Genomic DNA, 17,980 nt, shown 5'->3' on the forward strand with positions numbered 1-17,980 from the left:
AGTCTGAGCGCATGACGACGATGGGCGGGCACGAGATGACGGCACGGCGGAACCACGTCCTGATCGTCGGGTGGGACGGCGTCCGCGATGACATCCTCCGCGCGGCGCGCACTCCGCATCTCGACGAGATCGCCGCTGACGGATTCCTCGCCACCGTGCGCGTGCACGAGAAGAACCCGACGATCTCCGGGCCGGTGTGGTCGACGATGGCCACGGGTGTCTACCGCGATCTCCACGGAGTGCACGACAACGACTTCCACGCGAACGCCTTCGACCGGTATCCCGACGTGCTCACCCAGGTCCGCGCCGCGCAGCCCGGCGCCACGACGTTCGCCGCCGGCGCCTGGGCGCCGCTCGTAGAAGAAGCATCGGGCGGACCGCTCTTCGCCGGAGGCGGGTACCGACCAGGGCTGCCCGAGCGATCCGAGGACGGCCCCCTCGAGACTGTCGCGGCCATGGACGAGGCCGTCATCTCGCGAGTCGCGCGGGAACTGCGCCACCGCGACCACTCCGTCGTCTTCGCCTACGCGGCACTCCCGGACATCGTCGGCCATACCGAGGGTGTGACGGAGCGCTACCGCGTCTCGGTCGAGACCTGCGACGAGCAGCTCGGCGTGCTCATGGCAGCGATCGACGCGCGGCCGACTCGCGGACAGGAGAACTGGACGATCATCGTCCTCACCGATCATGGGCACCGCGACGAGGGCGACCACGGCGGCGACAGCGACGAGGAGCGCCTGGCATGGATCGCCGCGCGCGGACCCGGAATCGACAGGGCACCCGTCGGAGTCGATCACGCCGACGTGGCGCCGCACGTGCTCCAGTCCCTCGGGCTGGGCGTGCGTGAAGACCTTCCCGGGCGGCCGTTCGGTGCACGTCCGGCATGAGCACGGTCGTGCTCGTCGCCCTGCTCGGCTCGGCGGTCATGCACGCGACATGGAACGCGATGGCGAAGGCGATCACGGATCGGCTCGTCTCGTCCTCGCTGATCGGATGCGTGTACTTCGTGATCGGCGCCATCGGCGTGCTCGTGCTTCCCGCGCCGCACGCCGCAGCCTGGCCGGCCCTGATCGTCTCGGCGCTCCTGCAGACCGCGTACCTCATCCTGCTCACCGCGGTGTACTCGCACCTCGACCTGGGCGTCGCCTACCCGTTCACGCGTGGACTGGCCGTTCTCGGCGTGACGGTGCTTTCGGTGCTGGTGCTCGGGGAACGGCTGAGCACCGTGCAGTACGCGGGCGTCGCGATCGTCATCACCGCTCTGTTCGCGCTGACGCTCGGCCGACGACGACGCTGGCCACGCAGCGGATTGCTCCTGGCCATCGCGGTGGGCGCGTGCGTGACCGCGTACTCGTTCGTCGACGGCGTCGGCGTGCGCGCCTCCGGAACACCGCTGGGCTACGCGGCCTGGCTTTTCCTGCTGCAGGGCGCCGCCGTTCCGTTGTGCGCCCTGGCGCTGTCACGCGACCGACGGAGGCATCTCGTCGCACTCGGCGAGAACGCGCGGATCGGGATCGTCAGCGGGATACTGTCTCTCGCCGCCTACACGATCGTCCTCTGGGCCCAGGCCGAGGCTCCCCTCGCACTCGTCTCTGCGCTGCGCGAGACCGGGGTGATCGCCGCAGCCCTCATCGGCATACTCGTGTTCAAGGAAAGGCCCGGCCCCATCGGCATCGCCGCGGCCGTGGCAGCGACGGCCGGGATCATCGCCGTTCGCGTCGGATCGTAGGTTCTGCACGTATCAGGTCCGGCCGCGCGCTGCCCACGAGGACCGATCGCAGCGCACGGCCGCGTTTCGTCTCGTCGCTGCGCTCGTCGCTCAACGACCGGGTGCCGACAGCCCCCGGTCGTTGAGCGAGCGAAGCGAGACGAAACGTCCCGCCGACTACAGGTTGGCCTCCGCGTAGATGCGGAGCGCGTCACGGACGAACTCGGCACCCTGGGTGCCGCCGTCCGCCGTCGCGTAGTTCGCGCCGAAGCGCGGATCGGCGACGTATATCTCGCCGAGACCGATCACGTACGCCTTCGCGTCGCCTCCGGGCACGGCGGCCGGGGTGCCGGGGATACCTGTGAGCCACTCGACGTGGCGACGTGCGACGTCCTGGGCGTCGGCGGATGCCGGATCGATGCCGCTCTCCGCGGCGGCGATCCAGTCGCGTCCGAGGTCGGACACGCGCTGCTGCCATGCGGTGCGCTCGGCATCCGTCATCCCGCGCCACCAGCGGTCGCTGTCGGCGTAGGCCTTCTTGCCCCAGCGCTCTTCGACCTCGTCCTTGTACTGGGTGTGGTCGAAACCGTCGAACATGTTCTCTGCCATGAGGGTTTCACCTCCTTTCAATGCGTTGATTGTGGATTCGACCGACACGATCTGCCGCGTCAGCCGGTTCTGCTCCTCGCGCAGGAGCGCGAGGTGGGTCTCGAGCGCGGATGCCTCACTGCGCTCCTTCTCGAGCACTTCGCGCACCTGCGGCAGACCCAGGCCGAGTTCGCGCAGCAGCAGAATCCTCTGCAGCCGCACGAGGGCATGTTCGTCGTAGTGCCGATACCCGTTGCGCGCGATCCGCGACGGCGCGAGCAGCCCGATGTCGTCGTAGTGACGCAGCGTGCGGCTCGTGGTGCCCGCGAGGCGGGCGATCTCCTGGATCGACCAGTCGCGCCTGTCCATGGCATCCTCCTTCCGTGTCGATATCTCCACCGTAGAAGTTGCCGCTACGTCAATGTCAAGCGCGAACTCTTCACGACTTGTTGATGCGCGCGATACACCCGCTCGCTACCGTCGATACGTGCCAGAGAACCGCGATGCCACCCACCCGCTCGCCCTTGCCCCCGTCACCGCTCCACCGAGCACGGTGGACGGGTTCGTGCAGGAGTTCCTGCGCAACCTCAACTTCCACTGCGGGGTCGCCCTCTCGGCATCCAGCCCGAACGATCGCTATCTCGCGCTTGCCTACACCGTCCGCGACTACCTGATGGCGCGCTGGCTCGAAGACCTGCGCCGCCAGAAGGAGGCACCGTCCAAGAGCGTCTGCTATCTCTCCGCCGAGTACCTCCTGGGGCGCCAGCTCGACAACAATCTGCTGGCGAGCGGTCTGACCGAGATCGCGGCAGAGGCGCTCGCCGCCTGCGGGATCGAGCTCGACGACCTGCGCGCGCAGGAGGTCGAGCCCGGCCTCGGCAACGGCGGCCTCGGTCGTCTTGCCGCGTGCTTCATCGACTCCCTCGCGACCATGGGCGTGCCGAACATCGGCTACGGCATCCGCTACGAGTACGGCATCTTCCGACAGACCTTCATCGACGGTCAGCAGGTCGAGCAGCCGGATGCCTGGCTGACGATGGGCTCCCCCTGGGAGTTCCCGCACCCGGAGGCCGCGCAGACCATCTCGTTCGGCGGTCGCACGGAGCAGTTCGACGACGGCGGCGTGATGCGCAGTCGGTGGATCCCGGCGTGGAACGTGCAGGCGGTGCCCTACAACTACATGGTTCCCGGATTCCAGAACGGGCGCGTGAACACGCTGCGACTCTGGAGCGCGGTCGCCACGGATGCCTTCGACCTGCGCATCTTCAACTCCGGCGACTACGAGGAGGCCGTGCGCGCGCAGACGTACGCCGCGAACATCTCGAAAGTGCTGTACCCCGAGGACTCGACCCCGCAGGGGAAGGAGCTGCGGCTGCAGCAGCAGTACTTCTTCGTCGCAGCATCCATCCACGACTTCCTCGACACCATGATCGCCGACGATTTCGACCTGAACGAGCTGCCTGGGCGGGTGATCTTCCAGCTCAACGACACCCATCCCGTCATCGCGGTGCCCGAGTTCATGCGGGTGCTCGTCGACGAGAAAGGAATGGCGTGGGATGCCGCATGGCAGATCACCCGGCAGTGCTTCGCCTACACCTGTCACACACTGCTGCCGGAGGCGCTCGAGGTGTGGTCGGTCGAGCTGCTGGGCCGGCTGCTCCCCCGCCACCTGGAGATCATCTACCGCATCAACGAGGAGTTCCTCGCGGCGGTGCGCGAGCGCTTCGGTGACGACGAGATGCGCATCCGCAACATGTCGATCATCGCCGAGCATCCCGAGCGCTCGGTGCGGATGGCGTATCTCGCGACGGTCGCCGGTGCGCAGGTCAACGGCGTCGCCGAACTGCACTCCCAGCTGCTGCGCGACAACGTGCTGACCGACTTCAACGAGTTCTATCCCGGCAAGTTCACCAACGTCACGAACGGAGTCACCCCGCGACGGTTCCTGCGGCTGGCGAACCCTGAGCTCTCCGACCTCATCACTGCAGCGATCGGCGACGGCTGGGTCACCGACCTCGAGCGGCTCCGCGACCTCGAGCCGTTCGCAGCGGATGCCGAGTTCCGCACTGCGTTCGCCGGGGTGAAGGCGGCGAACAAACGCCGCCTGAGCGAAGTGCTTCTGGAACGGGACGGCTTCGAGGTCAGCGACGGGCACATGCTCGACGTGATGGTGAAGCGGTTGCACGAGTACAAGCGGCAGATGCTCAAGGTGCTGCACATCGTCAGCGCCTACGAGGGCGTCGTGTCGGGGCGGGTGGCCGTCGACGAGATTCAGCCGCGCACGTTCATCTTCGGCGCGAAGGCCGCCCCTGGCTACGCGATGGCGAAGCGGATCATCCACCTCATCAATGCGGTCGGCGCTGTCGTCAACACCGATCCTCGCCTCGAGGGGCGGCTGAAGGTGATCTTCCCGCCCAACTACAACGTCACCCTCGCCGAGCGGGTCATCCCCGCCGCCGACCTCTCCGAGCAGATCTCGCTCGCCGGCAAGGAGGCCTCCGGAACCGGAAACATGAAGTTCGCGCTCAACGGGGCTCTCACGATCGGCACCGACGACGGCGCGAACGTCGAGATCCGCGAGCTCGTCGGCGACGAGAACTTCTTCCTGTTCGGGATGAGTGAGCCAGAGGTGGAGGCGCTCGCCGTGCGCGGGTACCGCCCCAGCGAGTTCTACCAGGCCGATGAGGGGCTGCGCCGGGCCATCGACCTGATCGCCTCCGGCACGTTCTCCAGCGGCGATCGGTCGGTCTTCGAGCCGATCGTGTCGAATCTGCTCTACGACGACCGGTTCATGGTGCTCGCCGACTACTCCGCGTACATCGCGGCGCAGGCCAGGGTGGATGCCGCCTACGCCGACCAGGATGCCTGGACGCGCTCGGCCATCCTCAACGTCGCCCGCTGCGGCTATTTCTCCTCCGACCGATCGATCCGCGACTACATCGACCGCATCTGGCACACGCCGCCCGCGTTCTGAGGCGCGCTCCCCTCAGCGTTCAAAGAGCGCAAACGGCTGCATTTCGCCCGCGGATGCAGCCGTTTGCGCTCTTTGAACGGAACAGGGCTTGACAGACTCGCGATATATCGTGTTACTGTGATGACACGCGATATATCGCGAATCCCCAGACACAGGAGAAGGACATGACCGAGAAGTGGCTCATCGCCCCCGGCGAAGAACGCGTCATCGACATCGAATCCGTGACGCGCCTCAAGGTGGGCCTCGTCGGCGGACAGATCGACATCATCGCCCACGACGAGCCGGGCATCCGCATCGAGGTGCACGGCGTCACCATCAAGGACCTCCGCGTGGAGTCCCACGGCGGCGAGGTCGAGATCGACCACCCGCAGCTGGGCTGGGACAACTTCCTCGAGGTCTTCCGCAACTTCGGCTCGGGCGGACCGCGCGCCGAGGTGAGCGTCGCCGTTCCGCGCGCGATCGCCCTCAACCTGGGCGTCGTCAGCGCGGGGGCGCTCGTCTCCGGCATCAGCAACGACGCCCGCCTCAGCACCGTCTCCGGCGACATCATCGTCGACACGCTCATCGGCGATCTGACGGTGAACTCGGTCTCCGGCGACGTGCAGGTGCGCGGCCTCACCGGCTCGCTCAGCGCCAACAGCGTCTCCGGCGATGTGGCTGTCACCGGCGCCGTGCGCAAGGCGACGATCGACACCGTCTCCGGCGCCGCCCTGGTGGACGCCATGGGAGACGTGAACACGATCAACCTGAACACGGTCGCCGGATCCAGCACCGTCCGCCTCGACGAGACGCTGCCCGCGAATTACGTCGCGCGCTCGATGAGCGGCCGGATCCTGATCGACGGGATCGAGCGCAACTCCTCCGGTCCGAGCAACTACACGGGCTCGACCGGAGAACTCGCCGGACGCTTCGTCGACGTGCGCGCCAATTCGGTGTCGGGTTCCATCACCGTACTGCGCCGCGCCACGGCATCCGTCGCCGACGACGCGGAGTGGGAATCATGAGCCCCGCAGTCTTCTCGCACGGCGATCTGCGCCTGTACCTGCTGTCGCTGCTCGCCGAGGCGCCGCAGCACGGGTACGGCATCATCCAGGCTCTCACCGATCGCACCGGCGGCACCTACACGCCCAGCGCCGGCACCATCTATCCGCGGCTCGCGAAGCTCGAGGAAGAGGGCCTGGTGACGAAGACCGTCGACGGCCGCACCACGATCTATGCGATCACGGAAGCCGGTCGCGCAGAGCTCGCCTCCCGCGAAGGGGACCTGGCCGGCATCGAGTCCGGCCTCGCGGACTCGGTGCGGCTGATCGCCAATGAGGTGCGCCAGAGCGTGCAGGACGCGATGAAGAGCCTCCGCGCCGACCTCGCATCGGCCGAGCGCGACGAGCGGAGCGCGGCGAAGGCCCGCCCGCGGACACCGGCGGGCGACGCCCGGGTTTCCAGTCGCGAAGAGCTGCACCGGGCGGATGCTCTGATCAATGCCTTCCGTGCACAGGTGCGCACCGACCTGCGCACGCATGTCGCTCGGGGCGGCGAACTGCCGGCATCCATCGTCACCGACCTCGAGGGCGCCCTGGATACCGCTGCCCGCGGCATCACCGTCGGGCTCAACTCACTGGGCCGCTGACCGCGCAACCCGAACCCCTGGTCGTTGAGCGAGGAGCGCAGCGACGAGACGAAACGCGTCGATCCCGCGTCATACGCTGGACGGCGCGTTTCGTCTCGCTGCGCTCAACGACCGGGGCGAGCCCGGCTTAGGACTCCGGCCAGATCTCCTTCTGGTCGTCCGGCACGGATTCGCCGAGCGGGACCACAAGAATCGAACGATGCTGCCGATGCGCGAGGCGCGCCGCGACGGACCCGGTGAAGAACTCTCTGATCGATTCACCGATACCGCGCTTGCGCGTGCCCACGACGATCAACTGGGCATCGACCTTACCCGCGAGCTGCTTGATCGCCAGCGCCGGGTCACCGACGAGTTGCCGCGCCGTCCAGGTGAGGCCGGTGCGGTCGAGGATCTCCCCCGCTTCGGCCTGCACAGCGTCGAACTCGGCCTCACCCGCATCGAGGTTGAGATCGATGGGCGCGGAGTGCACGTAGCCGTCTGGATCCTCGTAGGTGACGAAACGGGTGACGTCGACGTGGACGACGATGAGCGGCGCGTTCAGCAATCGGGCATAGCGGGCGGCCTCATCAAGCACATGCCGGGCCTGGCCCGGTTGCATCCCGACGATCACCGCTTTCTGCAATGCGACGTTCTGTGCGGCTTCGTCGGATGGAGTGGAGGTGTTGTCTGACATGAGAATCGTTCCCTTCACCTGCCTGGCAGCGGCCAGAGGCCCTTACGCGCGTGCTATTCTGAATGCTACTCTTACCGGCCGCACGCCGGTGCCGTGAATGCGTCGGGCCCGAGTTTGCCCGCACCTCAACTCGTGAAGGGGGTCGCGCATGGGCCGTGGCCGTCAGAAGGCGAAACACACCAAGATCGCCCGCGAACTCAAGTCGTACAGTCCGTCGGTGAACTACTCGGCGCTGGAGCGCGAGCTTGCGCATCCGAGCGACGAGAACGAGTACGTCGACAAGTGGGCAGATCAATACGAAGACGAAGACGAGGACGAACTCGAGAAGGCGTAACCGCCGACTCATTCCTCGGTCTCCCCCGCGCTTTGCGCGGGGGATTCTTCGTATCAGCCGGTCACCAGCGACCGTGCCGGCGTTCCCACTCGTCCTCGATCGTGCGACGGCGCCCGGCGATATAGCCGGCCGGCAGCGAGACGATGAGCACTCCGGCCATCACGATCAACGGCACCTGCCACCCACCGGTGACCTCGTGCAGCATGCCGATCAGCAGCGGGAAGACCGCCGCGATCGCGTAGCCGATGCTCTGCACGAACCCGCTCAGTGCGACAGCACTCTCCGGGGTGCGCGCGCGGATGCTCAGCAGCACCAGACTCAACGGGAACATGATCGCCGACAGTCCGTAGATCATCACCCACACAGCGAGCGCCAGGGTCGGCACGAAGAGCAGACCCGCGAGACCGACGAGTCCCGCGCCGGCCGCGAAGAAGAAGAGCGGCCGCGTCGCCTGGAAGCGCACCACCAGGATCGGCACGACCATCGAGCACGGAAGGGCGACCAGCGCGAACAACGAGAGCAGGAACCCGGCCGTCGCCGGGGTCACGCCGCCGACGTCGACCAGCAGGGTCGGCAACCATGCGAACGACACGTACGCGGTCGTGGAGGAGGCGCCGAAGACGATGGCGAGCGCCCACGCCAGCGGTAGCCGCCAGAGCCGTCCGAAGATCCGCGGGTTCGCCGGCGAGACGGCAATCGGTCCGGTGGCGACCTCGACGGCATCCGGCGCGAAGGGGCGCGCGATCTGGTCCGGCTCCTCGACGACGGGCGCGGCGACCACCACGTCGGCCTTTCCTTGCACCAGCAGCGTCAGCCACGGGATCAGGGCGAGCGCGGCGCAGACGCCCCACATCCCCAGTGATACCCGCCAGCCCAGCGTGTCGGCCACCGGGACCGCGAGCATCGGCGGCAGGAAGGTGGAGACGGCCATCGTGGTGGAGTACAGCGTCATCATGACGCCGAGCCTGTCGGGGAAGTACTTCTTGACCAGCGGCGGCAGCAGCACGTTGCCCGACCCGACTCCCGCGAACACGACCACCGTCGCACCGAGCAGGGTGGTGGCATCGACCGCGAAGCCGCGCAGCAGGAGACCTGCGGCCATCACGGCGATGGCCGCGACGGCGACCCGTTCCAGTCCGAAGCGACGCTCGAGCAGCGGGGTGATCAGCCCGAAGATCGCGAAGCACACCGGCGGTGCCGCACCGATCAGCCCGATGACGACCGACGAAAGCGCGAAGTCACGATCGATGTGATCGACCACGGGCGACAACGAGGCGACGGCCGACCGCAGCGAGAACGCGACCAGCAGGATGCCCAGCAGCGCGAGCGCCCGGCCCTGCCACAGCGGCCGAGTGCTCGACGTCATGACGTCTGCGACCCCTCGACCCACGCCAGATACTCGTCGGTGACGGTGCCGGTGACATAGTGACCGTCGAAGCAACTCATGTCGAGCTCGGTCACCGCCGACCCCTCGGTGATCGCGGCCTTCAGGTCGTCGACCTCCTGGTAGACGAGGTGGTCGCAGCCGAGTTCCTCGGCGATCTCCGGGATGGTGCGCCCATGCGCGATGAGTTCGTGACGCGACGGCATGTTGATGCCGTAGACGTGCGGATGCCGCACCGGCGGCGCCGCCGAAGCGAAGGTCACCGAGATCGCCCCGGCATCCCGTGCCATCTGGATGATCTGCTTGCTCGTCGTGCCGCGCACGATCGAGTCGTCGATGAGCAGCACGTTCTTGCCCTGGAACTCCGTCGACATCGCATTGAGCTTCTGACGGACGCTCTTCTTGCGCACTGCCTGGCCGGGCATGATGAAGGTTCGTCCGACGTAGCGGTTCTTGTAGAAGCCTTCGCGGTACTCGATGCCGAGCTTGCGCGCGACCTCCATCGCCGCGGGGCGCGACGAGTCGGGGATCGGCATGACGACGTCGATCTTGTCCATCGGCACATGCTTGGCGATCGTGTCGGCGAGCCGGTCGCCCATCCGCAGCCGCGACTCGTAGACCGAGATGCCGTTCATCACCGAGTCGGGGCGGGCGAGGTAGACGTACTCGAACGCGCAGGGCGTGAGTCGCGGATCCGTCGCGCACTGTTTGCTGTGCAGCTCGCCCTCGCTGGTGATGAACACCGCTTCGCCGGGCTCGATCTCGCGGACGACCTCGTAGTCGGCGTTCTCCAGCACGAGCGACTCACTCGCGACGACCCACTCGTCGCCCTTCGGGTTGCCGTCCTGGTCGCGTCCGATGCGGTGACCGAGGATGAGCGGGCGGATGCCGAAGGGATCGCGGAACGCGAGCAGGCCGTATCCGGCGATCACCGCGATCACCGCGTAGGCGCCTTCGATGCGCTCCTGCGTGCGCGCCACGGCTTCGAAGACGCGCTCGGGCTCGAGGTCGACGGCCGAGGTCGTCGACTGCAGTTCGCCGGCCAGGACGTTCAGCAGCAGCTCGGTGTCGCTCGACGAGTTCAGATGGCGACGGTCGCGCTGTGCCATGTCGGCGGTGAGCTCACGGGTGTTGGTGAGGTTGCCGTTGTGGATGAGGATGATGCCGTACGGCGCGTTCACGTAGAACGGCTGCATCTCCTCTTCGCTCGAGGCGGTTCCCTTGGTGGCGTAGCGCACATGGCCCAGGCCCACATTGCCGAGAAGCGCACGCATGTCGCGGGTGCGGAACGCCTCCCGCACCATCCCCTGCGCTTTGGCGTTGTGCATGATGCCGTTCGGCTCTGCCGTGGCGATGCCCGTCGCATCCTGGCCGCGATGCTGCAGCAACAGGAGTGCGTCGTAGATGTCCTGATTGACCGGGGCTGTCCCCACCATTCCGACGATGCCGCACATGGGGTGTTATTTCGCTCCGTCCGCGTACGCGCCGACAAGGCGCACCGCTCCGCCGTCGACGCCCTTGGCGCCCTGTTCGAATTCTCCTGCCGGCCGCGCGCCGAAGCCCACGGTTCCGACCTGCCACGCAGGCATGCCCTCTGCGGACAGCGCCGCGATCGCGGCATCCTTCTTGTCTGCGGCGATGACCGCGAGGAAGCCGATGCCGAGGTTCCAGGTGCCCTCGGCCGACTCGAGAGTGGAGCCGGCGATGTCACTGAGCACCCGGAACACCGGGCTCGGCGACCAGGAGTTGCGGTCGACCTCGGCCCAGCTGCCCTGCGGGAGCACGCGCGCGAGGTTCGCCGCGATTCCGCCGCCGGTGACGTGGCTGAGAGCGTGGACGCCGCCGCCGAGCGTCTCGATCAGGCGCAGCAGGGGAAGCGTGTAGAGGCGCGTGGGCTCGAGAAGCGCCTCGCCCCAGGTCGTGCCGAGATCGGCAGCGTTGTCGCCGTAGCCGATACCTGCGCGCGTGACGATGTGGCGCACGAGGGAGAAGCCGTTGGAGTGCAGACCGCTGGAGGCGACCGCGATGACGGCGTCGCCGTCGCGCACACGATCCGCGCCGAGGATGGCGTCGGCCTCGACCACGCCCGTCGCAGCTCCCGCCACGTCGTAGTCACGCGGCCCGAGGAGGCCGGGGTGCTCGGCGGTCTCACCACCGACGAGGGCGGTTCCCGTCGCCGAGCAGGCCTGCGCGATGCCGCGGACGATGTCGGCGATGCGTTCTGGCACGACCTTGCCGCAGGCGATGTAGTCGGTCATGAACAGGGGCTTCGCACCCACCACGACGATGTCATCGACGACCATGCCGACCAGATCCTGGCCGATGGTGTCGTGCTTGTCGATGGCCTGCGCGATCGCGACCTTCGTGCCGACGCCGTCGGTGCTGCTGGCGAGCAACGGGCGCCGATAGCCGAGAAGCGCACTGGCGTCGAAGAGTCCGGCGAATCCGCCGACGCCTCCGAGCACTTCGGGGCCGTGCGTCGCGCGCACGGACGACTTCATCAGCTCGACGGCCAGATCGCCTGCAGCGGTGTCGACACCTGCTGCGGCGTACGTGTTAGTGGGGGAGTCTGCCACCCGTCAAGCCTACCGCCCGCACGGGGGGCGGCACTCCGCCGAAAGATCCTCGAACGCCAGGTCCGGACGCGCCTACGATGGGGCCATGGCCGACAAGCCGCAGTGGCTGATCCGAGAGGACGCGAGCGTCCCTGTGCTCCTCGCGCTCGCACTCCGGCAGACGCTCGGCGTGCGCCTTCCGGAAGATCTGCCCAGTCTTCGTGAGCTGCCGGTCCGCGCGCCGGACGCGGCGGATGCCTCACCTGAAGTCGAGGCCCAATGGCGCGAGTACTGGGACATGACGGTCGAACCGCGCGCGCATCCCTCCGGCGTGCCGCTCGAACTCGTCGACGGTTTCGAGACGCTGGTCGCCCTGCCCGCGACGGGCGCAGAGGAGCTCCGGGCGGCGATCGCGCCGCATGCGGCATCCGCTCTGCAGTTCGCACGAGGAGCGCACGACCGCTACGTGCGTTCGATTCGGAGCACGACGAGCGGCAGAGCCGGCATCAGTCATCCCGGCGGCGACTCGTACCGTGCCTACGCGAGTGCGATCGCCGAATTCGAACGCGACATCGGGCGCCGTGCCCACTCGTTCGAACTGAACGTGCAGGTGCTGCCGTTCTCGCAACGCGGCATCTGGTGGATCGGTGCGCTCACCGTGGCCGTCACCGACGGCATGCGTCGCGACATCGTCGCCTTCGACGCGGCGATCCGTCCGATCATCGCCGAGCTGGCGTGAGTCCGATCAGTCGGACTCGGTGATCGTCTCGCGGTCGACCAGGGCGACGCGATCATGGCGGCGAGCCACTCGCTCGAGGATCAGCGCGACCACCCCGCCGAGGGCGAGGCCGATCGGGACCGTCCACAGCAGGGCGAACCCGAACACCTGGCTCGGCGGGTAGACGACATCGAGGGCGACGGACTGCTCGTAACTCCCCGTCAGGGTGATGATGCCGGCTGCGATGATGCCGAGCACGACGCCGATTCCCATGAACACGCCGTACCGCGGCACACGGCGCACCGTCACTTCGACGGTCTGGTGAGAATCGGTGGGAGCCATGGAACCATTGTCCCACCGTTCGCCGGTAACGGTACCTCGGCGTGCGCTCGCGCGGGATCACACTGTCGGCTCGAAGTGCGGAATGTCGGCGAGATCGGCCGATCGGAGCCGGCATCCATGATCCCGAGCCGACAAACTGGTCGGACGGCGGCGGGCGGATGGCGCGGCGGGGCGAATCCCGGGACTACGGCCGCAGCGGCAGCACGTCGCTGAGGTCGGCGCGGATGCCGGAGGCGCTGATGCGCCCCGAGGCTGCGGCGTCGACCCAGGGCTCGGAGCCTGTCGCGACGGCGATCCAGGTCGCGGCATCCATCTCCACCACGTTCGGCGGCGTGCCGCGCGTGTGCCGGGGACCCTGGATGACCTGCACCGCGCCGAACGGAGGAACGCGCACCTCGACGCTGTTGCCCGGGGCCTTCTCGTCGAGCAGCTGCAGAAGATAGCGGACGGCGGTCGCGAGCGCCGCTCGCGGTGGCTTCGCTCCTGAAGCATCCGCGAGGTGCACCGTTTCGAGCGCCGCTCGTCCCTCGCCGGTGTCGATCCTCTTGGCCATCGGTCGGTCGTCCCTTCCCGCGTGCTGCGTCCCGTCGATCCGCCGAGCCTACCTCCGGCATCCTGATCCGCCACCGGACCAGTCCATCCCCGCGCGGATTAGGCTCGGACCATGAGCACGCCGCATCCCGAGGGGGCCCGCGCCCAGTTGCTCGCCGCGACCTCGGACTACGACTGGACGGGCCGGTTTCCGCAGCTCGCTGACACGGATGCCGCCAACGACGCGGCCGTGCTCATCCTGTTCGGCGTGCTGGACGGCATCCCGGCCCCGCACTCCGACACCGCGGTGGCAAAAGATCTCGATGTGCTGCTGCAGCGCCGTGCCTCGACCCTGTCCTCGCACCCGGGACAGGTGTCGTTCCCTGGTGGGCGCCGCGATCCGGGCGATGCCGACGCGATCGCCACCGCCCTGCGCGAGGCTCAGGAGGAGACCGGGCTCGACCCGGCCGGTGTCGAGGTGCTCACGCCGCTTCCGGTGATCCCGCTCGCGGTCAGCAACCACCGGGTGACGCCCGTGCTCGCATGGTGGCGCATGCCCTCCCGTGTCGCAGCCGTCGATCACGCCGAAACCGTCGACGTGTTCCGGGTGCCGGTGGCCCAGCTGCTCGACCCGGCGACGCGGCACACCTCGGTACGACAGCACGGCGACCTCACCTTTCGCGCCCCGGCCTTCGACGTCGACGGCACGATCGTCTGGGGCTTCACGGCGATGGTGCTCGATGGCATCTTCGAGGCCGCGGGATGGACCGTGCCCTGGGACGTCGCGGATGAGCGTCCGATCTGAGGCGTGACGCGTTCACAACTCAGGAAGAACCTGGCCGACACAACGCAGCGCGGCCCGGATGGGGCTCGAATGCCCGAAGTTTCCTGAATTGCGAACCGGTGACCGGCGGCCGCGCGTGCCACAACTCCGGAGAAACACCGCGCGGCGGGCGCCTTGGCCCCGAATCCGGGTCATATGCCGCCCGTTCTCCGGAGTTATGGACGGAAACCCCGGCTGACCCCCTCGGTAGGCTGTACAGGTGAAGATCCTTGTCCTCGGTTCCGGTGCCCGTGAGCACGCGATCATCCTCGCCCTGCGAGCAGAGCAGGCTGAGCACGACATTCTCGTCTCGCCCGGCAATGCCGGCATCGCGCAGGATGCCACCCCCGTCAACGTCGACCCGCTCGACGGCGGCGCGGTGACCGCGTTCGCGAACGAGCACGCCGTCGACCTTGTGGTGATCGGTCCCGAAGCGCCTCTCGTGGCGGGCGTCGCCGACGCGCTGCGCGCCCACGGCATCCCGGTCTTCGGTCCGGGCAAGGCCGCCGCGCAGCTGGAGGGCTCGAAGTCCTTCGCGAAGCGGGTGATGGATGCTGCCGGCGTGCCGACCGGACGCGCCGTGCGCGCCGCCACCGCGTCAGAAGTCGAGGCTGCATTCGATGACCTCGGCGCCCCCTACGTCGTGAAGGCCGACGGACTCGCCGCCGGCAAGGGCGTCATCGTCACCTCCGACCGCGCCGAAGCGCTCGCGCATGCCGCGCATTATCTGCCGGCCGGGCCCCTGCTCATCGAGGAGTTCCTCTCCGGCCCCGAGGTGTCGCTCTTCTTCCTCAGCGACGGCGACACCGTACGGGCGCTCAGCCCGGCGCAGGACTTCAAGCGAGCGCTCGACGGCGACGCCGGTCCCAACACCGGCGGCATGGGCGCATACTCCCCCCTGCCCTGGCTGGCCGAGCAGTTCGGCAGCGAGCAGGAGTTCGTCGACGAGATCACGCGCGATGTCGCGCTTCCGGTCATCCGCCAATTGGACGCCGAGGGCACGCCGTTCATCGGTCTGCTGTACGCCGGACTGATCCTCACCCCTGCCGGGGTGCGGGTCATCGAGTTCAACGCGCGCTTCGGCGATCCCGAGACGCAGGTGGTGCTTCCCCGCCTGGTCACACCCCTGTCAGAGCTGCTGTTCGCCGCGGCATCCGGCACCCTCGAAGACCAGCCCGACCCCGTCTTCAGCGACGACGTCGCGATCACCGTGGTTCTCGCCAGCGAGGGATACCCCGAGGCGCCGCAGACCGGCCGCCCGATCGAAGGGCTGGCGGATGCCGCTGCCGTCGACGGCGTCCGCATCGTGCATGCCGCGACCGCGGGCCCCGATGCTCCTGGCGGCTCGCTCGTCGCGACCGGCGGTCGTGTGCTGAACGTCGTCGCCGTGGCATCCGACTTCCGCACCGCGCGCGAACGCGCCTACGACGCGATCGGCCGTATCGAGCTCGAGGGCTCGCACTTCCGCACCGACATCGCCGCCCGCGTCGCCGAGTAGCCCGGAGCAGTCCCGCGGCTCAGAGCACCTTGGAGAGGAAGTCCTTCAGGCGCTCGTTCTTCGGGGCACCGAACAACTCGGCTGGCGTGGCCTCTTCGACCACGACCCCGCCGTCCATGAACACGGTCCGACCTGAGACCTCGCGGGCGAAACCCATCTCGTGCGTCACCAGAACCATGGTCATGCCGCCGGACGCGAGGTCGCGGATCACCTGCAGCACCTCGCCGACCATCTCGGGGTCGAGCGCGCTCGTCGCCTCGTCGAAGAGCATGATCTCGGGATCCATCGCCAGGGCACGGGCGATCGCCACACGCTGCTTCTGGCCACCGGAGAGGGATGCCGGCTTCGCGTCCGCCTTCTCCTCGAGACCGACACGGGCGAGCAGCGTGAGGGCGCGCTCGCGGGCCTCGGCCTTGGAGAGCTTTCCGAGCTCGATGGGCGCGAGGGTGATGTTCTCGAGCACCGTCATGTGCGGGAACAGGTTGAAGTGCTGGAAGACCATGCCGATGCGCTGACGCACCTCGTCGAGCTTCACGCTCCGGTCGGTGAGGTCGACGCCGTCGATGATGACGTGCCCGGAGCTGGGCTCCTCGAGCTTGTTGAGGCAGCGCAGCAGGGTGGATTTGCCCGATCCTGACGGCCCGATGACGGCGACGACCTCACCGTCTTCGACCGTGAGGTCGATGCCCTTGAGCACGTGGTTGTCGCCGAAGGACTTGTGCAGGTCTGTGACCTTGATCTTGCTCATGCGTTGAACTTCCTCTCCAGGCGGTTCGCGAGCAGCGTGAGAAGCGTGATCACGACGAAGTAGATGATGGCGACGATCGTCAGCACCTGCGCTGACAGGTACGTCGAGGCGATGATCTGGCGGGACACGAACGTCAGCTCCGCGAGCCCGATCACACTGATCAGCGACGTGTCCTTGAGGGTGATGATGCCCTGGTTCACGAACGACGGGATCATGATGCGGAACGCCTGCGGCAGCACGACCTTCTGCATCGTCTTCCAGTGCCCGAGCCCGAGCGAGCGCGACGCCTCCGCCTGGCCGGGATCGACGGCCTGGATGCCGCCGCGGATGATCTCGGTCATGTAGGCACCGGTGTTCAGCGAGAGCGTGATCGCGCCCGCGACGAACGGGTTGAACGTGAGCCCAGGGAACAACTGCGGGATGGCGAAGAACACGAAGAACGCCTGCACGAGGATCGGTGTGCCGCGGAAGACGAAGACATAGGCGGTCGCGAGCCAACGGAAGGGGGCGAACTTCGAGATGCGGCCGAAGCCGAACACCAGTCCGAGGATGAAGGCGGCGACGAGGGCGACGAGCGTCGCGAGGATCGTCAGCCAGAGACCCTGCATGAGAGCGGGCCAGTACTGCACGGCGACCGAGATGATGTCGGTCGCCTGCGTCGACTTCTCCCCGCCCGCGAGATACGTGTCGACGATCTCGTCGTACTCGCCGGACTCCTGCAGGTTCGCGAGGCCCGCGTTGAACATCTCGACCAGCTCGGGGTTCATCCCCTTGTTGACCGCGAAGCCGTACTCGCCGCCGAGCTCTGGTTCGCCGACCAGGCGGAACCCGGAGCCCTGCTGGATGCCATAGGCCAGCACCGGGAAGTCCTCGAAGTAGCCAACCGCCTGGCCGGCCTTCACGGCATCCACCATGTCGGTCGTGTCGGAGTAGGGGGTGACCTTGAAGCCGTACTCGTCCTGGTTCTCCTCCGCGAAGGTCTGCCCCTGCGTGCCCGTCTTGACTGCGACCGCCTCGCCGTCGAGGTCGTCGAGCGACTGGATGTCGCTGGACTCGAGCACTCCGAGCTGGATACCGCTGGTGAAATACGGCTCGCTGAAGTCGAAGGTCTTCTCACGCTCGTCGGTGATCGACATGCCCGCCATGACAGCATCGACCTGGTTCGCCTGGAGCGCCTGCACCGCGGCGTCGAAGCCGAGCTGACGGATCTCGACCTCGAAACCCTGATCCTTGGCGATCGCGCGGAGCAGGTCCATGTCGATGCCGACGAGGTCGCCGTTCTCGTCGGTGAACTCGAACGGCGCGAACGTCGTGTCGGTGCCGATGACATAGGTCTCGGTGCCATCGGCCGCGGCGGCGGCAGATGCCCCGCCGAGCAGCGCACCGACAGCGACGAACGCGCTGAGCGCCATCGCTCCGGCGGTGCGTCCGAGCGCGCGCAGACGCGCGGACACGGGAGAGGGATTACGGATCACGA

General features: G+C 67.8%; 18 protein-coding genes. 9 read left to right on the forward strand and 9 right to left on the reverse strand.

Annotated features, from left to right (window positions below; all coding sequences use genetic code 11):
* Window positions 1–11 precede the first annotated feature (11 nt).
* A complete protein-coding gene (locus LTA6_RS03775; RefSeq protein ID WP_341976208.1) occupies window positions 12–887 on the forward strand; it encodes an alkaline phosphatase family protein in 876 nt (291 codons plus the stop codon).
* Window positions 884–1,729: an SMR family transporter gene (locus tag LTA6_RS03780; protein ID WP_341976209.1), complete on the forward strand. Its 846-nt coding sequence runs from the start codon at window positions 884–886 to the stop codon at window positions 1,727–1,729. The genes LTA6_RS03775 and LTA6_RS03780 overlap by 4 nt, the downstream gene beginning before the upstream one ends.
* Before the next feature lie 156 nt (window positions 1,730–1,885).
* Here the strand turns inward: LTA6_RS03780 and LTA6_RS03785 are convergent, their stop codons facing one another.
* Window positions 1,886–2,665: a MerR family transcriptional regulator gene (locus LTA6_RS03785; RefSeq protein WP_341976210.1), complete on the reverse strand. Its 780-nt coding sequence runs from the start codon at window positions 2,663–2,665 to the stop codon at window positions 1,886–1,888.
* 118 nt (window positions 2,666–2,783) lie between these two features.
* Here LTA6_RS03785 and LTA6_RS03790 point away from each other — a divergent pair, with 118 nt between their 5' ends.
* From LTA6_RS03790 to LTA6_RS03800, 3 genes are all read left to right on the forward strand, one after another.
* Window positions 2,784–5,270: a glycogen/starch/alpha-glucan phosphorylase gene (locus LTA6_RS03790; protein ID WP_341976211.1), complete on the forward strand. Its 2,487-nt coding sequence runs from the start codon at window positions 2,784–2,786 to the stop codon at window positions 5,268–5,270.
* A gap of 164 nt (window positions 5,271–5,434) precedes the next feature.
* A complete protein-coding gene (locus LTA6_RS03795) occupies window positions 5,435–6,274 on the forward strand; it encodes a DUF4097 family beta strand repeat-containing protein (RefSeq protein ID WP_341976212.1) in 840 nt (279 codons plus the stop codon).
* A complete protein-coding gene (locus tag LTA6_RS03800; RefSeq protein ID WP_341976213.1) occupies window positions 6,271–6,897 on the forward strand; it encodes a PadR family transcriptional regulator in 627 nt (208 codons plus the stop codon). The genes LTA6_RS03795 and LTA6_RS03800 overlap by 4 nt, the downstream gene beginning before the upstream one ends.
* Window positions 6,898–7,024: 127 nt before the next feature.
* On the opposite strand, the gene LTA6_RS03805 is transcribed toward LTA6_RS03800, so the two are convergent.
* Window positions 7,025–7,570 (reverse strand): universal stress protein, encoded by a 546-nt coding sequence (locus LTA6_RS03805; RefSeq protein ID WP_341976214.1) that lies wholly within the window; start codon window positions 7,568–7,570, stop codon window positions 7,025–7,027.
* A 148-nt stretch (window positions 7,571–7,718) separates the two neighbouring features.
* On the opposite strand from LTA6_RS03805, the gene LTA6_RS03810 reads away from it, so the two are divergent.
* On the forward strand, window positions 7,719–7,904 hold the full coding sequence (locus LTA6_RS03810; RefSeq protein WP_102193934.1) for a DUF3073 domain-containing protein: 186 nt from the start codon (window positions 7,719–7,721) through the stop codon (window positions 7,902–7,904).
* Window positions 7,905–7,965: 61 nt separating this feature from the next.
* On the opposite strand, the gene LTA6_RS03815 is transcribed toward LTA6_RS03810, so the two are convergent.
* Genes LTA6_RS03815 through purM form a run of 3 tightly spaced genes read right to left on the reverse strand, consistent with a single transcriptional unit; the run spans window position 7,966 to window position 11,864 of the window.
* Entirely contained in the window at window positions 7,966–9,270 is a 1,305-nt protein-coding gene (locus LTA6_RS03815) for an MFS transporter (protein WP_341976215.1), read from the reverse strand.
* Window positions 9,267–10,742: an amidophosphoribosyltransferase gene (gene purF, locus LTA6_RS03820; RefSeq protein ID WP_341976216.1), complete on the reverse strand. Its 1,476-nt coding sequence runs from the start codon at window positions 10,740–10,742 to the stop codon at window positions 9,267–9,269. Before purF ends, LTA6_RS03815 begins: the two co-directional genes overlap by 4 nt.
* A 6-nt stretch (window positions 10,743–10,748) precedes the next feature.
* Window positions 10,749–11,864: a phosphoribosylformylglycinamidine cyclo-ligase gene (gene purM / locus LTA6_RS03825; RefSeq protein WP_341976217.1), complete on the reverse strand. Its 1,116-nt coding sequence runs from the start codon at window positions 11,862–11,864 to the stop codon at window positions 10,749–10,751.
* A gap of 85 nt (window positions 11,865–11,949) precedes the next feature.
* Between purM and LTA6_RS03830 the strand changes: the two genes are divergently transcribed.
* Window positions 11,950–12,582 (forward strand): zinc-binding alcohol dehydrogenase, encoded by a 633-nt coding sequence (locus LTA6_RS03830; RefSeq protein WP_341976218.1) that lies wholly within the window; start codon window positions 11,950–11,952, stop codon window positions 12,580–12,582.
* Window positions 12,583–12,588: 6 nt separating this feature from the next.
* Here LTA6_RS03830 and LTA6_RS03835 read toward each other — a convergent pair whose 3' ends face one another.
* Both LTA6_RS03835 and LTA6_RS03840 read right to left on the reverse strand, forming a co-directional pair.
* The gene (locus LTA6_RS03835) at window positions 12,589–12,903 is read right to left on the reverse strand and encodes a potassium transporter Trk (RefSeq protein WP_341976219.1); all 315 of its coding nucleotides are present in this window, start codon (window positions 12,901–12,903) and stop codon (window positions 12,589–12,591) included.
* A gap of 184 nt (window positions 12,904–13,087) precedes the next feature.
* Window positions 13,088–13,456, reverse strand: a complete 369-nt coding sequence (locus tag LTA6_RS03840) for a sterol carrier family protein (protein ID WP_341976220.1) — start codon at window positions 13,454–13,456, stop codon at window positions 13,088–13,090.
* A 111-nt stretch (window positions 13,457–13,567) separates the two neighbouring features.
* Here LTA6_RS03840 and LTA6_RS03845 point away from each other — a divergent pair, with 111 nt between their 5' ends.
* Together LTA6_RS03845 and purD are read left to right on the forward strand one after the other, a co-directional pair.
* Complete coding sequence (locus LTA6_RS03845) at window positions 13,568–14,239, forward strand: CoA pyrophosphatase (protein ID WP_341976221.1); 672 nt, start codon at window positions 13,568–13,570, stop codon at window positions 14,237–14,239.
* Between the two features lie 238 nt (window positions 14,240–14,477).
* A complete protein-coding gene (gene purD / locus LTA6_RS03850; protein WP_341976222.1) occupies window positions 14,478–15,755 on the forward strand; it encodes a phosphoribosylamine--glycine ligase in 1,278 nt (425 codons plus the stop codon).
* A gap of 19 nt (window positions 15,756–15,774) precedes the next feature.
* Here purD and LTA6_RS03855 read toward each other — a convergent pair whose 3' ends face one another.
* Both LTA6_RS03855 and LTA6_RS03860 read right to left on the reverse strand, forming a co-directional pair.
* Window positions 15,775–16,503 (reverse strand): amino acid ABC transporter ATP-binding protein, encoded by a 729-nt coding sequence (locus LTA6_RS03855; RefSeq protein WP_341976223.1) that lies wholly within the window; start codon window positions 16,501–16,503, stop codon window positions 15,775–15,777.
* Entirely contained in the window at window positions 16,500–17,978 is a 1,479-nt protein-coding gene (locus tag LTA6_RS03860; protein WP_341976224.1) for an amino acid ABC transporter substrate-binding protein/permease, read from the reverse strand. Before LTA6_RS03860 ends, LTA6_RS03855 begins: the two co-directional genes overlap by 4 nt.
* Window positions 17,979–17,980: the final 2 nt, after the last annotated feature.

This window comes from Microbacterium sp. LTA6, from assembly GCF_045690355.1.
Classification (GTDB): Bacteria; Actinomycetota; Actinomycetes; order Actinomycetales; family Microbacteriaceae; genus Microbacterium.

Excerpts from the sequence above, each read along its gene's own strand:
- LTA6_RS03810 (WP_102193934.1), top strand. The coding sequence starts at position 7,719 with ATGGGCCGTGGCCGTCAGAAGGCGAAACACACCAAGATCGCCCGCGAA.
- LTA6_RS03855 (WP_341976223.1), bottom strand. The coding sequence starts at position 16,503 with ATGAGCAAGATCAAGGTCACAGACCTGCACAAGTCCTTCGGCGACAAC.
- LTA6_RS03815 (WP_341976215.1), bottom strand. The coding sequence starts at position 9,270 with ATGACGTCGAGCACTCGGCCGCTGTGGCAGGGCCGGGCGCTCGCGCTG.
- LTA6_RS03840 (WP_341976220.1), bottom strand. The coding sequence starts at position 13,456 with ATGGCCAAGAGGATCGACACCGGCGAGGGACGAGCGGCGCTCGAAACG.
- LTA6_RS03835 (WP_341976219.1), bottom strand. The coding sequence starts at position 12,903 with ATGGCTCCCACCGATTCTCACCAGACCGTCGAAGTGACGGTGCGCCGT.
- LTA6_RS03775 (WP_341976208.1), top strand. The coding sequence starts at position 12 with ATGACGACGATGGGCGGGCACGAGATGACGGCACGGCGGAACCACGTC.
- LTA6_RS03830 (WP_341976218.1), top strand. The coding sequence starts at position 11,950 with ATGGCCGACAAGCCGCAGTGGCTGATCCGAGAGGACGCGAGCGTCCCT.
- LTA6_RS03800 (WP_341976213.1), top strand. The coding sequence starts at position 6,271 with ATGAGCCCCGCAGTCTTCTCGCACGGCGATCTGCGCCTGTACCTGCTG.
- LTA6_RS03795 (WP_341976212.1), top strand. The coding sequence starts at position 5,435 with ATGACCGAGAAGTGGCTCATCGCCCCCGGCGAAGAACGCGTCATCGAC.
- LTA6_RS03805 (WP_341976214.1), bottom strand. The coding sequence starts at position 7,570 with ATGTCAGACAACACCTCCACTCCATCCGACGAAGCCGCACAGAACGTC.
- purF (WP_341976216.1), bottom strand. The coding sequence starts at position 10,742 with ATGTGCGGCATCGTCGGAATGGTGGGGACAGCCCCGGTCAATCAGGAC.
- LTA6_RS03780 (WP_341976209.1), top strand. The coding sequence starts at position 884 with ATGAGCACGGTCGTGCTCGTCGCCCTGCTCGGCTCGGCGGTCATGCAC.
- LTA6_RS03845 (WP_341976221.1), top strand. The coding sequence starts at position 13,568 with ATGAGCACGCCGCATCCCGAGGGGGCCCGCGCCCAGTTGCTCGCCGCG.
- LTA6_RS03785 (WP_341976210.1), bottom strand. The coding sequence starts at position 2,665 with ATGGACAGGCGCGACTGGTCGATCCAGGAGATCGCCCGCCTCGCGGGC.